Source organism: Stenotrophomonas sp. KH_029 (assembly GCF_057839765.1).
The window spans coordinates 1,763,104-1,779,816 of the sequence record NZ_CM174498.1 but is presented as its reverse complement, the minus strand read 5'-3'; the positions used below and the strand labels follow the sequence as shown (position 1 = coordinate 1,779,816).

Here is a 16,713-nt window from a genome sequence, read left to right as displayed (position 1 = left end):
GCATCACTCTCAGCGCGAAACGACTTCGGTCGCGGCGAAGAAGTAGGCGATTTCAATCGCGGCGTTCTCGACCGAGTCCGAGCCGTGGGCGGCATTGGCATCGATGGATTCGGCGAAGTCGGCGCGGATGGTACCGACCGCGGCTTCCTTCGGATTGGTGGCGCCCAGCAGGTCGCGGTGGGCCAGCACGGCGTTGTCGCCTTCCAGCGCCTGGATCATCACCGGGCCGGAGATCATGAACTCGACCAGCGCGTTGAAGAACGGACGCTCGCGGTGCACGGCGTAGAAGCCTTCGGCTTCACGGCGCGACAGCTGCTTGTACTTGGCGGCGACGACCTTCAGGCCGGCCTTTTCGAAGCGGGCGTAGATTTCGCCGATGACGTTCTTGGCGACGGCGTCCGGCTTGATGATGGAAAGGGTGCGCTCCAGCGCCATGGGAATACTCCGTTGGGCGGGCCACTGATCGGCCCGAGGTTAGCATGAAAAAAACCCGCGTCAAAACGCGGGCTTAGCCTGATATACGTGTGCCAATTCTAACGTGTAACCCCGCCATGCGGTAGTGCCGGCCGCTGGCCGGCAACCCCAAGGCACGCCAAGCGAAGCGGCCCCGTTCCAGCTGGCCGGGGTTGCCGGCCAGCGGCCGGCACTACCGATCCGGGATGAACGAATCCCATGCGGCATTGTGCGCCGCACAATGCCCCAGCGCAGCCCCGGCGCTAATATCAAACAATCGTTTGATTGAAGCCCGCCCCACCCATGGCCAAGCCCGCCCATTTCTCCACCAAGGACCGCATCCTCGGCGCTGCCGAAGAGCTGTTCGCCCAGCACGGCTTCGCCGGGACCTCGCTGCGCCAGGTCACCAGCCAGGCCGATGTGAACATCGCCGCGGTCAACTACCACTTCGGGTCCAAGGAAAACCTGGTCAACGAGGTGTTCCGCCGGCGCATGGACGAAATGACCACCGCGCGCCTGGCCCAGCTGGACGGCGCCCGCCGCGACCATCCCGGCCAGCTGCGCCCGGTGCTGGCCGCCTTCGTCGAGCCGGCCCTGGCCATGGCCCAGGACCGCCAGAGCGGCGGCGCCTTCGTGCGGGTGATCGCCCGCGCCTACGCCGAGAAGAACGACAACCTGCGCAAGTTCCTCTCCGACCACTACGGCCACGTGCTGCGCGAGTTCGGCAAGACCATCGCCGCCTGCCTGCCCGGCCTGAGCAAGGAAGAGCTGTACTGGCGGCTGGACTTCCTGGCCGGCGCGCTGACCTATGCGATGGCCGACTTCGGCCTGATCAAGCGTCCGGCCGGTGTCACCGAAGCGGCGCATCGTGCCCATGCCGCCCACGAACTTATCCATTTCGCCGAAGCCGGGTTCCGCGCCAGCGCGGCCGCCCCGGCGCCGACGCCCCTCTCCACCCCGTAGAGCCGGGCCATGCCCGGCTTCCAGACAACCAAAGGCTTATCGACATGTCCAATTCCCTGCTAGTCCGCCGCGCCGCCGTGCTGGGTGCCGGCGTCATGGGTGCCCAGATCGCCGCCCACCTGACCAACGCCGGCGTCGACACCGTGCTGTTCGACCTGCCTGCCAAGGAAGGCCCGGCCGACGGCATTGTGCTCAAGGCCATCGCCAACCTGGGCAAGCTCAGCCCTGCCCCGCTGGCCAGCAAGTCCTACGCCGAGGCGATCACGCCGGCCAACTATGAGACCGGCCTGGAGCAGCTGCGCGACTGCGACCTGATCATCGAAGCCATCGCCGAACGGATGGACTGGAAGCAGGACCTGTACAAGAAGATCGCCCCGTTCGTGGCCGATCACGCCGTGCTGGCCTCCAACACCTCCGGCCTGGGCATCAACAAGCTCGCCGACGTGCTGCCCGAACAGCTGCGCCACCGCTTCTGCGGCGTGCACTTCTTCAACCCGCCGCGCTACATGCACCTGGCCGAGCTGATCCCGGCCACCACCACCGATGCCGCCGTGCTGGAAGGCCTGGAAGCGTTCCTGGTCACCACCCTGGGCAAGGGCGTGGTGTACGCCAAGGACACCCCGAACTTCATCGGCAACCGCATCGGCGTGTTCTCGATCCTGTCCACCATCCACCACACCCAGGAATTCGGCCTGGGCTTTGACGAAGTGGACGGCCTGACCGGCCCGCTGGTCGGCCGCCCGAAGTCGGCCACCTACCGCACCTCCGACGTGGTCGGCCTGGACACCATGGCGCACGTGATCAAGACCATGGGCGACACCCTGCCCAACGATCCGTGGCATGAATTCTTCAAGTCGCCCAAGTGGCTGGATGCGCTGATTGCCAAGGGCGCCCTGGGCCAGAAGACCGGCGCCGGCATTTTCCGCAAGGTCGGCAAGGACATCGTGGTGCTGGATCTGGAAAAGCAGGACTACCGTGCGGCTGACCGCGCCGCCGCACCGGAAGTGGTCGAGATCCTGAAGATCAAGAACCCGGCCGAGAAGTTCGCCAAGCTGCGCGAGAGCCAGCACCCGCAGGCGCAGTTCCTGTGGGCGACCTTCCGCGACCTGTTCCACTACAGCGCCTACCACCTGGCCGACATCGCCGAGACCGCGCGCGACGTCGACCTGGCCATCCGCTGGGGCTACGGCTGGTCGCTGGGCCCGTTCGAAACCTGGCAGGCCGCAGGCTGGAAGCAGGTGGCGCAGTGGATCGCCGATGACATCGTGGCCGGCAAGAGCATGAGCAACGCCCCGCTGCCCGATTGGGTGTTCGATGGCCGCGATGGCGTGCACGCCGCCGAAGGCAGCTACAGCCCGTCGCGCAACGCCAAGCTGCCGCGTTCGGCGCTGCCGGTGTACCAGCGCCAGCGCTTCCCCGACCCGCTGCTGGGCGAGAAGTTCGCCCCGGGCGAGACCGTGTTCGAGAACGACGGCGTGCGCATGTGGCACGACGGCGACGGCATCGCGGTGGTCAGCTTCAAGACCAAGATGAACACCGTCTCCGACCACGTGCTCAACGGCCTGCAGGAAGCGATCAAGCGCGCCGAGCAGGATTACAAGGGCCTGGTGATCTGGCAGCAGAAGGAGCCCTTCTCCGCCGGTGCCGATCTGGCCGGCGCGCTGGGCCTGCTGCAGGCCGGCAAGGTCGACCAGTTCGAGGAGATGGTGCACAACTTCCAGCGCACCAGCCAGGCGATCAAGTATGCGCTGGTACCGGTGGTGACCGCCGTGCGCGGCCTGGCCCTGGGCGGCGGCTGCGAGTTCCAGATGCACAGCGCCAAGAGCGTGGCCGCGCTGGAAAGCTACATCGGCCTGGTCGAAGCCGGCGTCGGCCTGCTGCCGGCCGGTGGTGGCCTGAAGGAGCTGGCCGTGCGCGCCTCGCAGGCGGCCGGTCCGGGCGGCGACGTGTTCGCCGAGCTGAAGAAGACCTTCGAAACCGTGGCCATGGCCAAGGTCTCCAACTCGGCGGTCAACGCCAAGGAACTGGGCCTGATGCGCGCCACTGACAAGGTCGTGTTCAACAGCTTCGAAGCGCTGCACATCGCCAAGGCCGAAGTGCTGGCGCTGGCCGAAGGCGGCTACCGTCCGCCGATGCCGGCCCGCCGCATCCAGGTCGCCGGCGACGTCGGCATCGCCACCTTCAAGATGATGCTGGTCAACATGCTCGAAGGCCGCTTCATCAGCCCGTACGACTACGAGATCGCCGTGCGCATCGCCACCGTGCTGTGCGGTGGCGAAGTGGACCGCGGCACGCTGGTGGACGAAGAGTGGCTGCTGACCCTGGAGCGCAAGCACTTCGTCGAACTGGCCCAGCAGGAAAAGACCCAGGCCCGCATCGCGCACATGCTCAAGACCGGCAAGCCGCTGCGTAATTGATGGCGCGCCGGGCGCGACGGCCCCGTCCGCGCCCGGTAGGTGCCGACCGTTGGTCGGCACACCTGTCCCCACATTCAAGAGATCACTGCAATGACCAAGCAAATCCAGGACGCCTACATCGTCGCCGCCACCCGCACCCCGGTCGGCAAGGCGCCCAAGGGCGTGTTCCGCAATACCCGCCCCGACGACATGCTCGCCCATGTGCTCCGCGCCGTGGTCGCCCAGGCCCCGGGTATCGACGTCAACCGCATCGATGACGCGATCATCGGCTGCGCGATGCCCGAAGCCGAGCAAGGCATGAACGTGGCCCGCATCGGCGTGCTGCTGGCCGGCCTGCCGGACACCATCGCCGCGCAGACGGTCAACCGCTTCTGCTCCTCGGGCCTGCAGGCCGTGGCGATGGCCGCCGACCAGATCCGGCTGGGCAACGCCGACCTGATGCTGGCTGGCGGCACCGAGTCGATGTCGATGGTGCCGATGATGGGCAACAAGATCGCGATGGCGCCGAGCGTGTTCGACAACGACCATGTCGCCATCGCCTACGGCATGGGCATCACCGCCGAGAAGGTCGCCGAGGAATGGAAGGTCTCGCGCGAAGAGCAGGACGCCTTCGCCCTGGCCTCGCACCAGAAGGCCATCGCCGCGATCCAGAACGGCGAGTTCAAGGACGAGATCAGCCCCTACGACGTGCGGACCCGCCAGCCGGACCTGGCCGACGGCCGCCGCATCATCACCCGCGACAAGATCGTCGATACCGACGAAGGCCCGCGCCTGGATTCGTCCGCCGAAGGCCTGGCCAAGCTGCGCCCGGTGTTCCGCAACGGCCAGTTCGGCGGCACCGTCACCGCCGGCAACTCCTCGCAGATGAGCGACGGCGCCGGTGCTGTGCTGCTGGCCTCCGCGCAGGCGATCAAGGATTACGGCCTGACCCCGCTGGCCCGCTTCGTCAGCTTCTCGGTGGCCGGCGTGCGCCCGGAAGTGATGGGCATCGGCCCGATCGCCGCGATCCCCAAGGCGCTCAAGCAGGCCGGCCTGACCCAGGACCAGCTGGACTGGATCGAGCTCAACGAAGCCTTCGCCGCGCAGTCGCTGGCGGTGATCCGCGATTGCGGCCTGGACCCGTCCAAGGTCAACCCGCTGGGCGGCGCGATCGCCCTGGGCCACCCGCTGGGCGCCACCGGCGCGATCCGCACCGCCACCCTGCTGCACGGCCTGCGCCGCCGCCAGCAGAAGTACGGCATGGTCACCATGTGCATCGGCACCGGCATGGGCGCGGCGGGCATCTTCGAATCGCTGTGATGCAGCGACCGGTGCCGGCCCCAGGCCGGCACCGACCGCGTCGGTAGGCATCGACCGTTGGTCGATGCGGCCAACCGGACCAAACGCAGAAGGGCAGCCGCGAGGCTGCCCTTTTCGTTGGGGTGCATACCGACCAACGGTCGGTACCTACCGGTTGATCGCCTTGCGATCAACCTTCGGCGAGTGCCTTCTTCAGCATTTCGCGCGCCGGCCCGGCCAGCATCTCGTTGTTCAACGCAAAGCGGATGGTGGCCTCGACCAGCCCCAGGTGGGTGCCGCAGTCGAACCGGGTGCCTTCGAAACGGTAGGCATCCACGCGTTCGCTGTTGAGCAGCTCGGCGATGGCGTCGGTCAGCTGGATCTCCCCGCCGGCACCGGTACCGGTGGCCTCCAGCAGGTCGAAGATCTTCGGGCTGAGCACGTAGCGCCCGACCACGGCCAGGTCGCTAGGGGCGTCTTCGGGCTTGGGCTTCTCGACGATGGCGCTGATCCGGCCCTGGCGGCCGTCGAACGCGTCGGTGGCCACGATGCCGTAGCTGCCGGTCTTGTCGTGCGGCACGTCTTCCACCGCGATGATGCTGGCGCCGCTGGCCTGGTTGGCATCGGCCATCTGCTTGAGCGCACCGTCGCCGCGGTTCCAGATCAGATCGTCCGGCAGCAGCACCGCGAACGGTTCGTCACCGACGATCGCCTTGGCGCACAGCACCGCATGGCCCAGCCCCAGTGCCTCGGCCTGGGTGACGAAGATCGCGCGCACGCCATGGGGCAGCACATGCCGCACCAGCTCCAGCTGCTCCAGCTTGCCGGCGCGCTCGAGCTTCTGCTCCAGCTCGTAGGCCTTGTCGAAATAATCGGCCACCGCGTGCTTGTAGCGGTTGGTGATGAAGATCAGGGTGTCGCAGCCAGCCTCGATCGCTTCGTCGACGGCGTACTGGATCAGCGGCCGGTCGATGATCGGCAGCATTTCCTTGGGTACCGTCTTGGTCGCGGGAAGGAACCGGGTACCCAGTCCCGCCACCGGGAAAACCGCCTTGCGGATACGCTTGTTCGTCACAGCCTGTTGGCCTCTCGTGCCGGAAAGGGAAGCACTTTAGCCGATGCGACGTGATCGTCCTGTTGCAGCGGCGAAAACTCCGGCATGGTCGCGAACAGGATGCTGTTGATCGCGTCGGTGTCGTAGGTGGCGATCGCTTCGCGCAGGCGCGGCACATTGCCCAGCACCTGCTCGCGGGCGAAGGTGCGCACGCCTGCCTCGAGGATCTTGGGGTGCGCGGTCGGCCGGTAGTCCTCGTCCGAATAGAACAGGGTCTCGTGCAGCTTCTCGCCCGGGCGCAGGCCGGTGTAGATGATCGCGATGTCCTTGTACGGCTGCTTGCCGGCCAGGCGGATCATCTGCTCGGCCAGGACCCGGATCGGCACCGGCTCGCCCATGTCCAGGGTGTAGATCGCCCCGTGCGAGGCCGAGGCGGCCGCCTGCAGGATCAGCTGGCAGGCCTCGGGAATGGTCATGAAGTAACGGGTCACTTCCGGGTCGGTCACCGTGACCGGGCCGCCCTTGAGGATCTGCTCGCGGAACACCGGCACCACGCTGCCGGCCGAGGCCAGCACGTTGCCGAAGCGCACGGTCACAAAACGGGTATGGCTGGTTTTCTGGTCCAGGCTCTGGCAGATCATCTCGGCGTAGCGCTTGCTTGCGCCCAGCGCATTGACCGGGTCGACCGCCTTGTCGGTGGAGATGAACACGAAATGCTCGATCCGCGCTTCCACGCAGGCACGCGCCACCGTTTCGGTGGACAGGATGTTGTTGCGCACCGCTTCGCGCAGTTGGCGCTCCAGCACCGGTACCTGCTTGTAGGCGGCGGCATGGAACACCGCATCGACGCTGGACAGCGACAGCGCGTGGCGGATCACCGCCGGGTCGCCGCAGTCGCCCAGCACCGCCTGCACGTCCAGGTCCGGGAAGCTGCGGGTCAGCTCGGCCTCGATGGTCAGCAGCAGCAGCTCGCTCATTTCCAGCAGGATGATCCGGCCGGCGCCGTGGCGCGCGCACTGGCGGCACAGCTCCGAACCGATCGAGCCGCCTGCACCGGTGACCAGCACCGTGCGCCCGCCCAGCCAGCCGCGGATCAGCGACCAGTCCGGCAGGATCGGCTTGCGTCCGAGCAGGTCCTCGATCGCCACTTCCTTGAGCTCGCCCGGCAGCGAGTGGCCCAGCAGCACGTCATTGAGCTTGGGCACCATGCGGAACGGCACCCCGGTGCTTTCGCAGATCGCCACCACCCGCTGCATGCCCACCGCGTCCAGCGACGGGATGGCGATCACCAGCAGCTTGGCGGCGGTCTCGCGGACCACCGCCTGGGCATCGTCCAGCGTGCCCAGGATCGGCAAGCCCTGCAGCTTGGCGCCCTGCAGGTGCGGGGCGTCGTCGAGCAGGCCGACCGGTTCGAAATCGCCCGAGCGGCGCAGGTCGCGGACCAGCGCCTCGCCGGCCTGGCCGGCGCCCAGGATCAGTACCCGCCGCGCGGTGGCGTCCGATTGCAGCGACTGGTAGTCCTTCCATGCGCGGTACAGCAGGCGCGGCGCGCCCAGCAGCGCCGACAGCGCGAACGGATAGATCACCAGCACCGACATCGGCACGCCGTTGAAACGCTTGTAGGCCAGCACCATCACGATGGCGAGCAGGCCGATGAAACTGGCCTTGAAGATGTTGAGCAGGTCGGCCACGCTGGCAAAACGCCACAGGCCGCGGTACAGGCCCACCCGCCAGAACACCACCGCCTGGATCACCAGCACCAGCGAGGTATCGACGTTCCACAGCGGAAGCGAGGGGGCATCGGCCAGCATCGAATAGCGGCCGGCATGCAACAGCTGCCAGCACGCCCAGACCATGAACAGGTCGTGGGCCACAATGGCGGCACGGGGCAACATACTGGTGAAACGGTCCTGCCAAGGCGTCATAAAACTAACAATCCTTCTGGTTGCGCATTCCCTTGCGCAGGAGTAGCCAAAGACCGGTCGTCAGGGTCAACCACGACACGGCCACGGCAGCCTCCCACCTCGGCTGCAAATCGTTGCATGCATTAAACACTGTAATACTGAATAGACCAAAAACAAAATAGAGCGCGGTAACCAAAGTGTGGCCGGCGCCACGTTTGACGGCGCGCTGGTACAGATGCTGGGTGTGGGGCTCCATCCATCGTTGCCCGGACAGCATGCGCGACAGCAGTGTGAAGCCGGCGTCCACAAGAAAAGCCGACAGCGGCACCAGCAGCAGCAGCCAATGGATATCGGTACTCACGCTGGCCAGGCACACCAGCGCGGCGATGGCATAGCCCAGCGCGCCACTGCCGACATCGCCCATGAAGATCCGCGCCCGCGGGTAGTTGAACGGCAGGAAACCCAGGCAGGCCAGGGCCAGCACGATGCCGGCCAGGGCAAAGGGCGGAGGCATCACCAGGGCGAAGGCGACCCCGGCCAGGATCGCCTGGGTGGTGGCGATGCCATTGATGCCATCCATGAAGTTCCAGATGTTGATCAGCGAGGTCGTGAACAACAGCGCCAGCAGGGCCTGCCAGGGATTGCCGCTGGCCTGCCAGACCAGGCCCGCCAGCAAGGCGGCGGCCACCACGTGGACCAGCAGCCGACGCACCGCCGGCAACGGCCGATGGTCGTCCCACCAGCCGATCCCGGCCACCAGCACCAGGCCCAGGCCGGACACCAGCAGCGCCATGCGCGCTCCCGGCCACAGCACCGCTGCGGCCAGGCCGGCCAGCAGCAGGGTCAGCACGATGGCGATGCCGCCGCCGCGCGGGGTGGCCACGCCGTGGCTACGGCGCGCGCCGGGCTGGTCGAGCAGGTTGCGGCGCAGCGCGTAGCGGCGCGCGCCCCAGGTAAGCAGCGCCGAGATCGCCAGCACCGCCAGCCATCCGACCATCCAGGCAGCCGGCATGGCTTAAAGCACCGCGTAGTTCAGCAGCGGCTTGACGGTGCCCCACTCCTTGCAGCTCGGGCATTGCCAATGATGGGTGCGGGCGCCGAACCCGCAACGGGTGCAGCGGTAGGCCGGGTTGCGCACCAGCAACTGGTCGGTGATGTGCTTGAGATCGTGCAGGGTCGCGGTGGCATCGGCGCCCTCGGCCAGGGTCAGGTCGATCAGCGCCGACTCGCCACGTACCGAAGGGCGGTCCTTGAGCTGGCGGCCCAGGTAGGCGCGCGCCGGGGCCACGCCTTCCTGCTCTTCCATCAGCTGGGTCAGCGCCAGCACCGGGGCGATGCCGCGGTAGTGCTCGGTCATTTCCGACAGGAATGCACGCGCGCCACCCAGGTCGCCGACCTTGCGGTAGTTCTGCATCAACGCCTGCAGTACTTCGGGCAGGTATTCGGGATCGTTGCGCGCGGCGCGCTCGAAGGCGCGCACCGCGGCCTCGGCGTTGCCGGCATCGGCTTCCAGGCGGCCCTCGATGATGCCGGCGCGGACCGACATCGCATCGGCCTGGTAGGCGCGCGCGATCGCGGCCCTGGCCTCGTCGATCTTGCCGGCGCCGCGGTAGCGTTCGGCCAGCTCGCACTCGAACTGCCCGATCAGCTTGCCCATCGGCTCGCCGGTGACTTCCTCGTAACGGCTGGCGTTGTCGATCGCCTTTTCCCAGTCACGTTCTGCCTGGTAGATGCCGATCAGGTGCTTGAGCGCCTGCGGGGCGCGCTGGTCGATCTGGGCAAGCTCGGTGAACACGGTTTCGGCGCGGTCCAGCAGGCCGGACTTCATATAGTCCTCCCCCAGCGCCAGCAGCGCCTGCACGCGCTGGGCATCGGTGAGGTCGGCCCGGTTGACCAGGCCCTGGTGCAGGCGGATCGCACGGTCCACCTCGCCACGGCGGCGGAACAGATGGCCCAGCGCGACCTGGGTCTCGAAGGTCTCCTTGTCCAGCTCGGCGATATGCAGGAACAGCTCGATCGCCTTGTCCGGCTGCTCGTTGAGCAGGTAGTTCAGGCCGCGAAAATAGGTGCTGGACAGGCGACTGACCTGGTTGTCGCCATGGCGTTGCCCGCCGCGGCGCCCGATCACCCAACCCGACAACGCGGCCAGGGGAAGGAACAGGAAGAACCAGAACCACTCGGAGACAAATTCCATCGGTGCTCAGCGCCCGTCGAGAGGGGAAGAAGAAGTGGAAGCCGGCGCCACGACCACGGCCGGGGTTGCCTTCTGCGCCCTGCGCAGCTTCGCGTACAACGGAATCACCAGGCTGGCCAGCACGATGCCGCCGCCGATGATGGCACCGGACAACAGCGCGACAATGATCGCCAGGCCGGTGGTAGTGGTGATTTGGGTGAAGCCCAGACTCAGGACCATCTTGTCCGAGTTGAGCGCACCGATGATGAGCCCGGCGACCAGAACCGCCAGCAGGATGAGCAGACGTACGACTTTCATGCAGCAGCTCCAGTTCCGGGAGGCTTTAAGAGTAGCGGAATAAAAGAGTAGCGGACGAATAGTCCGCTCTACCAGCATGCCCGGCGGGCACGCCATGCATCCGCCCATGCGGATGCGGACGCTCAGGCAGGATCGCTTTCCAGCGGCACCACGGCGCTGACGCGCTCGCGCAGTTCCTTGCCCGGCTTGAAGTGCGGGACATGCTTGCCCGGCAATGCGACCGATTCCCCGGTCTTGGGGTTGCGCCCCAGCCGCGGCGGCCGGTAGTGCAACGAAAAACTGCCGAACCCGCGGATCTCGATGCGATCCCCGCCGGCCAGCGCCCCACCCATCATTTCCAGCAACGATTTCACGGCCAGATCGACATCGTCCGACTTCAAATGCGCCTGTCGGCGCGCCAGGATTTCGATCAGCTCGGATTTGGTCATTGCGGGCTCTTGGGGAGGAACTCAGACCCTGAAACGGCCCGGACTGATGTCCGGGCCGCCCAGGAAACGACTACAGCGTCAGGCCGATTACTCGGACTTGTTGCCGTTCAGCTGTGCACGCAGCAGCGCGCCGAGCTGGGTGGTGCCGCTGGACGCCGAAGAGGACTGGTATTCCTCCAGCACTTCGCGCATTTCCGCGTCGTCCTTGGCCTTGATCGACAGCTGCAGGGTACGACCCTTGCGATCCATGCCCACGAACTTGGCTTCGACCTTGTCGCCGACCTTCAGGAACTGGGTCGCGTCGTCGACGCGCTCGTTCGCAACATCGCGAGCGGCCACGTAGCCTTCGATGCCGTCAGCCAGTTCGATGGTTGCGCCCTTGGCGTCCACTTCCTTGACCACGCCTTCGACCTTGGAACCCTTCGGGTTGGCAGCCATGTACTGGCCGAACGGATCCTGCTCCAGCTGCTTGACGCCCAGGCTGATGCGCTCGCGCTCCGGATCGACGGCCAGGACGACGGCGTCCAGGTTGTCGCCCTTCTTGAAGTTGCGGACCACGTCTTCGCCGGTGGTATTCCAGCTGATGTCCGACAGGTGCACCAGGCCATCGATACCGCCGTCCAGGCCGATGAAGATGCCAAAGTCGGTGATCGACTTGATCTGGCCCGACACCTTGTCGCCCTTCTTGTGGATGGCAGCGAAGGTTTCCCACGGATTGGCGGCAACCTGCTTCATGCCCAGCGAGATGCGGCGACGCTCCTCGTCCACGTCCAGGACCATGACTTCAACTTCGTCACCGACCTGCACAACCTTGGACGGGTTGACGTTCTTGTTGGTCCAATCCATTTCCGACACGTGCACCAGGCCTTCCACGCCCGGCTCGATCTCGACGAATGCGCCGTAATCGGTGACGTTGGAGACCTTGCCGAAGACGCGGCTGTTGGCCGGGTAACGACGGGCGATGTTGTCCCACGGATCCTCGCCCAGCTGCTTCAGGCCCAGCGAAACGCGGTTGCGCTCGCGGTCGAACTTCAGCACGCGCACGTCCAGCTCGTCGCCGACGTTCACGACTTCGGACGGATGGCGCACGCGCTTCCAGGCCATGTCGGTGATGTGCAGCAGGCCGTCGATACCGCCCAGGTCCACGAATGCGCCGTAATCGGTCAGGTTCTTGACGACACCCTTCAGGATCGCGCCTTCCTGCAGCTTGTCCATCAGCTGCTCGCGCTCTTCCGAATGCTCGCTTTCGACGACGGCACGACGCGACACCACGACGTTGTTACGCTTGCGGTCCAGCTTGATGAGCTTGAATTCCAGCTCCTTGCCTTCCAGGTAGGCCGGGTCGCGCACCGGGCGCACATCCACCAGCGAACCGGGCAGGAACGCGCGGACATCCTTGATGTCCACGGTGAAACCACCCTTGACCTTGCCGCTGATGCGGCCGGTGATGGTTTCGTTCTTTTCCAACGCTTCTTCCAGCTCGTCCCACACCATCGCGCGCTTGGCCTTCTCGCGCGACAGGACGGTCTCACCGAAGCCGTTCTCGATCGAGTCGAGGGCAACCTTGACCTGGTCGCCCACGGCCACGTCGATTTCGCCAGCGTCGTTACGGAACTGTTCGATCGGCACGATGCCTTCGGACTTCAGGCCGGCGTTGATCACCACCACATCGCCGCGGACTTCCACGACGGTGCCGACGACGATGGAACCCGGCTTCAGCTTGGCCAGATTGGCCTGGCTGGCTTCGAACAGTTCGGCAAATGATTCGGTCATTAGATTTACTCTGTTGGACACATGGGCAATGGCCCCCGCAGGGAACCGCTTACTGCCCGCCTGTTGGTCGACCCCGGAAACGCAGGTCGTGTGTTAAGTAGGAAAACCGCCACGCATCATTGCGGGACGGAGCTGTTGTTGCCTTGCGATGGTGCGACTACCGCCACTGTACCGACGGTGCTCCTGTACAACGGATCAGGCACCCGAAACCGGGAGCAGATCCAACACGCTGGCAACGACTGCGTCGATGCCGATGCCACTGGTGTCGATGATGACGGCATCGTCTGCCGGCTTCAGGGGCGCCACTGTGCGCTGTGCATCACGGGCGTCGCGGGCCATGATCTCGCGCAGGAGGTCTTCAAAGTTAACAGAAACCCCCTTGTCTTTCAACTGCTTATGCCGGCGCTCGGCACGCTCCTGGGCACTGGCGGTCAGGAACACCTTGAACGGGGCGTCCGGGAAGATCACCGTGCCCATGTCGCGGCCATCGGCGACCAGGCCGGGCAGAACCCTGAATGCGCGCTGTCGCTCCTTCAGGGCGGCCCGGACCTCGGGGATGGCGGCGATCGCCGAGGCCAGCGCGCCGGTGGTCTCCAGGCGCAGTTCGTCGGTGGCGTCGGTCTCGTTGACCAGCACCCGCAGCCCGCCATCGGCGGTTTCAACGAATTTCACATGGGTGTCGAAGGTGCAGCGAACCAGCGCCGAGGCGTCGGACGTGTCGATATCGGCCCAGCTGGCGGCCACCCCCACGGCGCGGTACAGGGCGCCGGAATCGAGGTAATGCCAGCCCAGACGGCGTGCGACAATGCGGCTGACGGTACCTTTTCCGGCCCCGGACGGGCCGTCGATGGTGAGCACGGGAGGAAGCTGGTTCATGGGGTTCCCAGTGGGTTGGACCGCCCATTCTAGCCCCTGCTCAGCACCGCCTGAGATCCTTTTGGTGCAACCACTTGAAAGGATGGAGAAAAGGCCGGTAGAATGGCGGGCTTGAACGGGCGTCACCTGCCGATTGTCATCTGCATATCGCGGCCGCGCTCCAACCGAATCCAACGTTTACGCCGAGGTATGCAATGAAAGTCCTGTCTTCCCTGAAGTCGGCCAAGTCCCGTCACCGTGACTGCAAGGTCGTCCGTCGCCGCGGCAAGATCTTCGTGATCTGCAAGTCGAACCCGCGCTTCAAGGCTCGCCAGCGCTGAGCCGGCTGGCCTCGCGGCCGCCACCGGTCCTTCAACGGACCGGGCGATGAACAAAAAGCCGCCTCCGGGCGGCTTTTTGCTGCCATTTTTGTTGTAATCGCCGGGTAGCTCACGACCGTCGGTCGTGAGACCTTCCGCATTCTTGACCACTGGGGAGTAGATCGAGATGAAGCGTTACCTGACCACCCTGCCCTTGCTTGCCCTGCTGGCGGCATCCAGCGTCCACGCCGATACCCTGCTGATCGACCGCAGCCAGGAAAAGCCCGCCATCGCCCTGCCCGTCCGCGGCCAGAGCATGCAGCAGGTCCAGGCGCAGTACGGCGACCCGGGCGAACGCCTGGAACCGCGCGGCGGGCAGAAGCGCCAATGGCCGACCATCCACCGCTGGGTCTACCCGCAGTTCACCGTCTACTTCGAAAAGCAGAAGGTGATCGACGTGGTGGCCAACCGGGCCGACGCCAACGAAGTCGGCCCCAAGCCGCCGATCCGCTGAACTTCCACTCCGCCGGCTGCTCGGCGGGTCACCGCACCGAGACCATGAACGACACGCTCCGCTTTCCGGCCGAATGGGAAACCCAGTCCGCCATCCTGATCGCCTGGCCCAACGCCGACACCGACTGGGCCGAGCGCCTGGGCGAGGTGGAGGAAACCTACATCGCCCTGGTGGCGGCCATCACCCGCTTCCAGCCGGTGCTGATCATCGTCGCCGACGATGACCTGGAGGCCTATGCCGATGCGCGCCTGCGCTCCAACCGGATCGACACCGACCGGGTGCATTTCATCACCGCGCCCTACGACGACACCTGGCTGCGCGATTCGGGCCCGATCACGCTCAAGCGCGCCGACGGCGGCTTCCGCCTGCTCGACTTCCGCTTCACCGGCTGGGGCGGCAAGTTCGACGCCAGCCTGGATGACAAGCTGGTGAGCGTGCTGCACCAGGCCGGCGCGTTCGCCGCCAGCGCCGACGTGCAGAGCATTCCGTTCGCCCTGGAAGGCGGCGGCATCGAAACCGACGGCGCCGGCACCCTGCTGACCACCTGGCAGTGCCTGCATGAGCGCCATCCCGAGCGCGACCGCGCCTCGCTCAGCGCCGACCTGGCCGGCTGGCTGGCGCAGGACCGCGTGCTGTGGCTGGACCACGGCTACCTGGAGGGCGACGACACCGACGCCCACATCGATACCCTGGCCCGCTTCGCCTCGGTGGACAGCATCGTCTACCAGGCCTGCGACGACGCCGGCGACTCGCACTACGCCGAACTGCAGGCGATGGGCAACGAGCTGGCCGCCCTGCGCACCGCCGAGGGCCAGCCGTACCGGCTGTTCCCGCTGCCGTGGGCACGCCCGGTACTCGACCAGGGCCGCCGCCTGGCCGCGTCGTACGCGAACTACCTGATCCTCAACGGCGCCGTGCTGATGCCGGCCTACGGCGATGCCGCCGATGACGCCGCGCGCGACGTGCTGGCCCAGGCCTACCCGGGCCGCGAGATCGTCCAGGTACCGTGCCGTTCGCTGATCTGGCAGAACGGCAGCCTGCACTGCATCACCATGCAGTTGCCGGAAGGGTTGCTGGCCTGACGCCGGCTTGGGCCACGACCAACGGTCGTGGCCCAAGCTCTTCATACCTTCCGCGCGGGTGGATATCGGTAGAGCGGGACGGGCAGCGCGATCCAGGACCGTTGGGCGCCATGGATGGCGCCCACGAGCCCCCAAGGATGGGTCCACGGCGTGTCCTGGATCGCGCTGCCCGTCCCGCTCCTTCGCCAACGTCGAGACGCCGCATCTCCATTTACCCGGCAGCACGCCGTGCACACCCATCCGCGATAAACTGGGTTTTTCCCCCGCAGGACCGCACTCGGATGAGCCCACGCCACACCCTTTCCGTCGCCCTGATCCAGGAACGCAACCACGGCGACGCCGCGGCCAACCTGGCCGTGATCGAAACGCGCGTGGCTGAAGCGGCCGCCCAGGGTGCCAAGCTGGTCCTGCTGCAGGAACTGCACAACGGCGCGTACTTCTGCCAGCACGAATCGGTGGACGAATTCGACCTGGCCGAACCGATCCCCGGCCCCAGTACCGAACGCCTGGGCGCGCTGGCCAAAAAGCACGGCGTGGTCATCGTCGGCTCGCTGTTCGAGCGCCGCGCCGCCGGCCTGTACCACAACACCGCCGTGGTCTTTGAAAAGGACGGCACCTTGCTGGGCAAGTACCGCAAGATGCACATCCCCGACGACCCGGGCTTCTACGAGAAGTTCTACTTCACCCCCGGCGATCTCGGTTTCACTCCGATCGACACCTCGGTCGGCCGCCTCGGCGTGCTGGTCTGCTGGGACCAGTGGTACCCCGAAGCGGCGCGGCTGATGGCGCTGGCCGGCGCCGAACTGCTGCTCTACCCCACCGCGATCGGCTGGGACCCGGACGACCAGGCCGACGAACAAGGCCGCCAGCGCGATGCCTGGGTGCTCAGCCACCGCGGCCATGCCGTGGCCAACGGCGTACCGGTGCTGAGCTGCAACCGGGTCGGCCATGAAGCCTCGCCGCTGGGCGCCTCGGGCATCCAGTTCTGGGGCAACAGTCACGTACTCGGGCCGCAGGGCGAGTTCATCGCCGAAGCCGGCGCCGAACCGACCGTGCTGCTGTGCGAGGTCGACCTGCAGCGCAGCGAACACGTGCGCCGGATCTGGCCGTTCCTGCGCGACCGCCGCATCGATGCGTACGGCGACCTGCTCAAGCGTTACATCGACTGATCGCACAGGACC

The 16,713-nt window shown here is 66.4% G+C and carries 16 protein-coding genes; 7 read left to right on the top strand and 9 right to left on the bottom strand.

The window, feature by feature from the left end:
• Nucleotides 1-9 precede the first annotated feature (9 nt).
• Nucleotides 10-435, bottom strand: coding sequence for a nucleoside-diphosphate kinase (gene ndk, locus AC3ITM_RS08255; protein WP_489269733.1), 426 nt, complete (start codon nucleotides 433-435; stop codon nucleotides 10-12).
• A gap of 321 nt (nucleotides 436-756) precedes the next feature.
• Here ndk and AC3ITM_RS08250 point away from each other — a divergent pair, with 321 nt between their 5' ends.
• From AC3ITM_RS08250 to AC3ITM_RS08240, 3 genes are all read left to right on the top strand, one after another.
• Nucleotides 757-1,416 (top strand): TetR/AcrR family transcriptional regulator, encoded by a 660-nt coding sequence (locus AC3ITM_RS08250; RefSeq protein ID WP_489269732.1) that lies wholly within the window; start codon nucleotides 757-759, stop codon nucleotides 1,414-1,416.
• 44 nt (nucleotides 1,417-1,460) lie between these two features.
• The gene (locus AC3ITM_RS08245; RefSeq protein ID WP_489269731.1) at nucleotides 1,461-3,833 is read left to right on the top strand and encodes a 3-hydroxyacyl-CoA dehydrogenase/enoyl-CoA hydratase family protein; all 2,373 of its coding nucleotides are present in this window, start codon (nucleotides 1,461-1,463) and stop codon (nucleotides 3,831-3,833) included.
• 90 nt (nucleotides 3,834-3,923) lie between these two features.
• Nucleotides 3,924-5,132: an acetyl-CoA C-acyltransferase gene (locus AC3ITM_RS08240; protein ID WP_489269730.1), complete on the top strand. Its 1,209-nt coding sequence runs from the start codon at nucleotides 3,924-3,926 to the stop codon at nucleotides 5,130-5,132.
• Nucleotides 5,133-5,301: 169 nt separating this feature from the next.
• On the opposite strand, the gene galU is transcribed toward AC3ITM_RS08240, so the two are convergent.
• From galU to cmk, 8 genes are all read right to left on the bottom strand, one after another.
• Nucleotides 5,302-6,186 carry a UTP--glucose-1-phosphate uridylyltransferase GalU gene (gene galU / locus AC3ITM_RS08235; protein WP_489269729.1) on the bottom strand — a complete coding sequence of 295 codons (885 nt, stop codon included), beginning with the start codon at nucleotides 6,184-6,186 and terminating at the stop codon, nucleotides 5,302-5,304.
• The gene (locus AC3ITM_RS08230; RefSeq protein ID WP_489269728.1) at nucleotides 6,183-8,090 is read right to left on the bottom strand and encodes a polysaccharide biosynthesis protein; all 1,908 of its coding nucleotides are present in this window, start codon (nucleotides 8,088-8,090) and stop codon (nucleotides 6,183-6,185) included. Before AC3ITM_RS08230 ends, galU begins: the two co-directional genes overlap by 4 nt.
• A gap of 4 nt (nucleotides 8,091-8,094) precedes the next feature.
• Nucleotides 8,095-9,081 carry an MraY family glycosyltransferase gene (locus AC3ITM_RS08225; RefSeq protein ID WP_489269727.1) on the bottom strand — a complete coding sequence of 329 codons (987 nt, stop codon included), beginning with the start codon at nucleotides 9,079-9,081 and terminating at the stop codon, nucleotides 8,095-8,097.
• A gap of 3 nt (nucleotides 9,082-9,084) precedes the next feature.
• A complete protein-coding gene (lapB, locus tag AC3ITM_RS08220; RefSeq protein WP_489269726.1) occupies nucleotides 9,085-10,263 on the bottom strand; it encodes a lipopolysaccharide assembly protein LapB in 1,179 nt (392 codons plus the stop codon).
• A 6-nt stretch (nucleotides 10,264-10,269) separates the two neighbouring features.
• Entirely contained in the window at nucleotides 10,270-10,560 is a 291-nt protein-coding gene (locus tag AC3ITM_RS08215) for a hypothetical protein (protein ID WP_228885170.1), read from the bottom strand.
• A 122-nt stretch (nucleotides 10,561-10,682) separates the two neighbouring features.
• Entirely contained in the window at nucleotides 10,683-10,988 is a 306-nt protein-coding gene (locus AC3ITM_RS08210) for an integration host factor subunit beta (protein WP_017355596.1), read from the bottom strand.
• 87 nt (nucleotides 10,989-11,075) lie between these two features.
• Nucleotides 11,076-12,761, bottom strand: a complete 1,686-nt coding sequence (gene rpsA, locus AC3ITM_RS08205) for a 30S ribosomal protein S1 (RefSeq protein WP_228885171.1) — start codon at nucleotides 12,759-12,761, stop codon at nucleotides 11,076-11,078.
• 195 nt (nucleotides 12,762-12,956) lie between these two features.
• Nucleotides 12,957-13,637: a (d)CMP kinase gene (gene cmk, locus AC3ITM_RS08200; protein WP_489269725.1), complete on the bottom strand. Its 681-nt coding sequence runs from the start codon at nucleotides 13,635-13,637 to the stop codon at nucleotides 12,957-12,959.
• Nucleotides 13,638-13,831: 194 nt separating this feature from the next.
• Here cmk and ykgO point away from each other — a divergent pair, with 194 nt between their 5' ends.
• The 4 genes from ykgO to AC3ITM_RS08180 all read left to right on the top strand — a co-directional run bounded on the left by ykgO (nucleotide 13,832) and on the right by AC3ITM_RS08180 (nucleotide 16,701).
• A complete protein-coding gene (gene ykgO / locus AC3ITM_RS08195; RefSeq protein WP_017355593.1) occupies nucleotides 13,832-13,957 on the top strand; it encodes a type B 50S ribosomal protein L36 in 126 nt (41 codons plus the stop codon).
• 166 nt (nucleotides 13,958-14,123) lie between these two features.
• Entirely contained in the window at nucleotides 14,124-14,450 is a 327-nt protein-coding gene (locus AC3ITM_RS08190; protein WP_489269724.1) for a hypothetical protein, read from the top strand.
• Nucleotides 14,451-14,494: 44 nt separating this feature from the next.
• Entirely contained in the window at nucleotides 14,495-15,532 is a 1,038-nt protein-coding gene (locus AC3ITM_RS08185) for an agmatine deiminase family protein (protein WP_489269723.1), read from the top strand.
• A gap of 281 nt (nucleotides 15,533-15,813) precedes the next feature.
• Nucleotides 15,814-16,701, top strand: coding sequence for a carbon-nitrogen hydrolase (locus AC3ITM_RS08180; RefSeq protein WP_489269722.1), 888 nt, complete (start codon nucleotides 15,814-15,816; stop codon nucleotides 16,699-16,701).
• The last annotated feature ends 12 nt before the right edge of the window (nucleotides 16,702-16,713 follow it).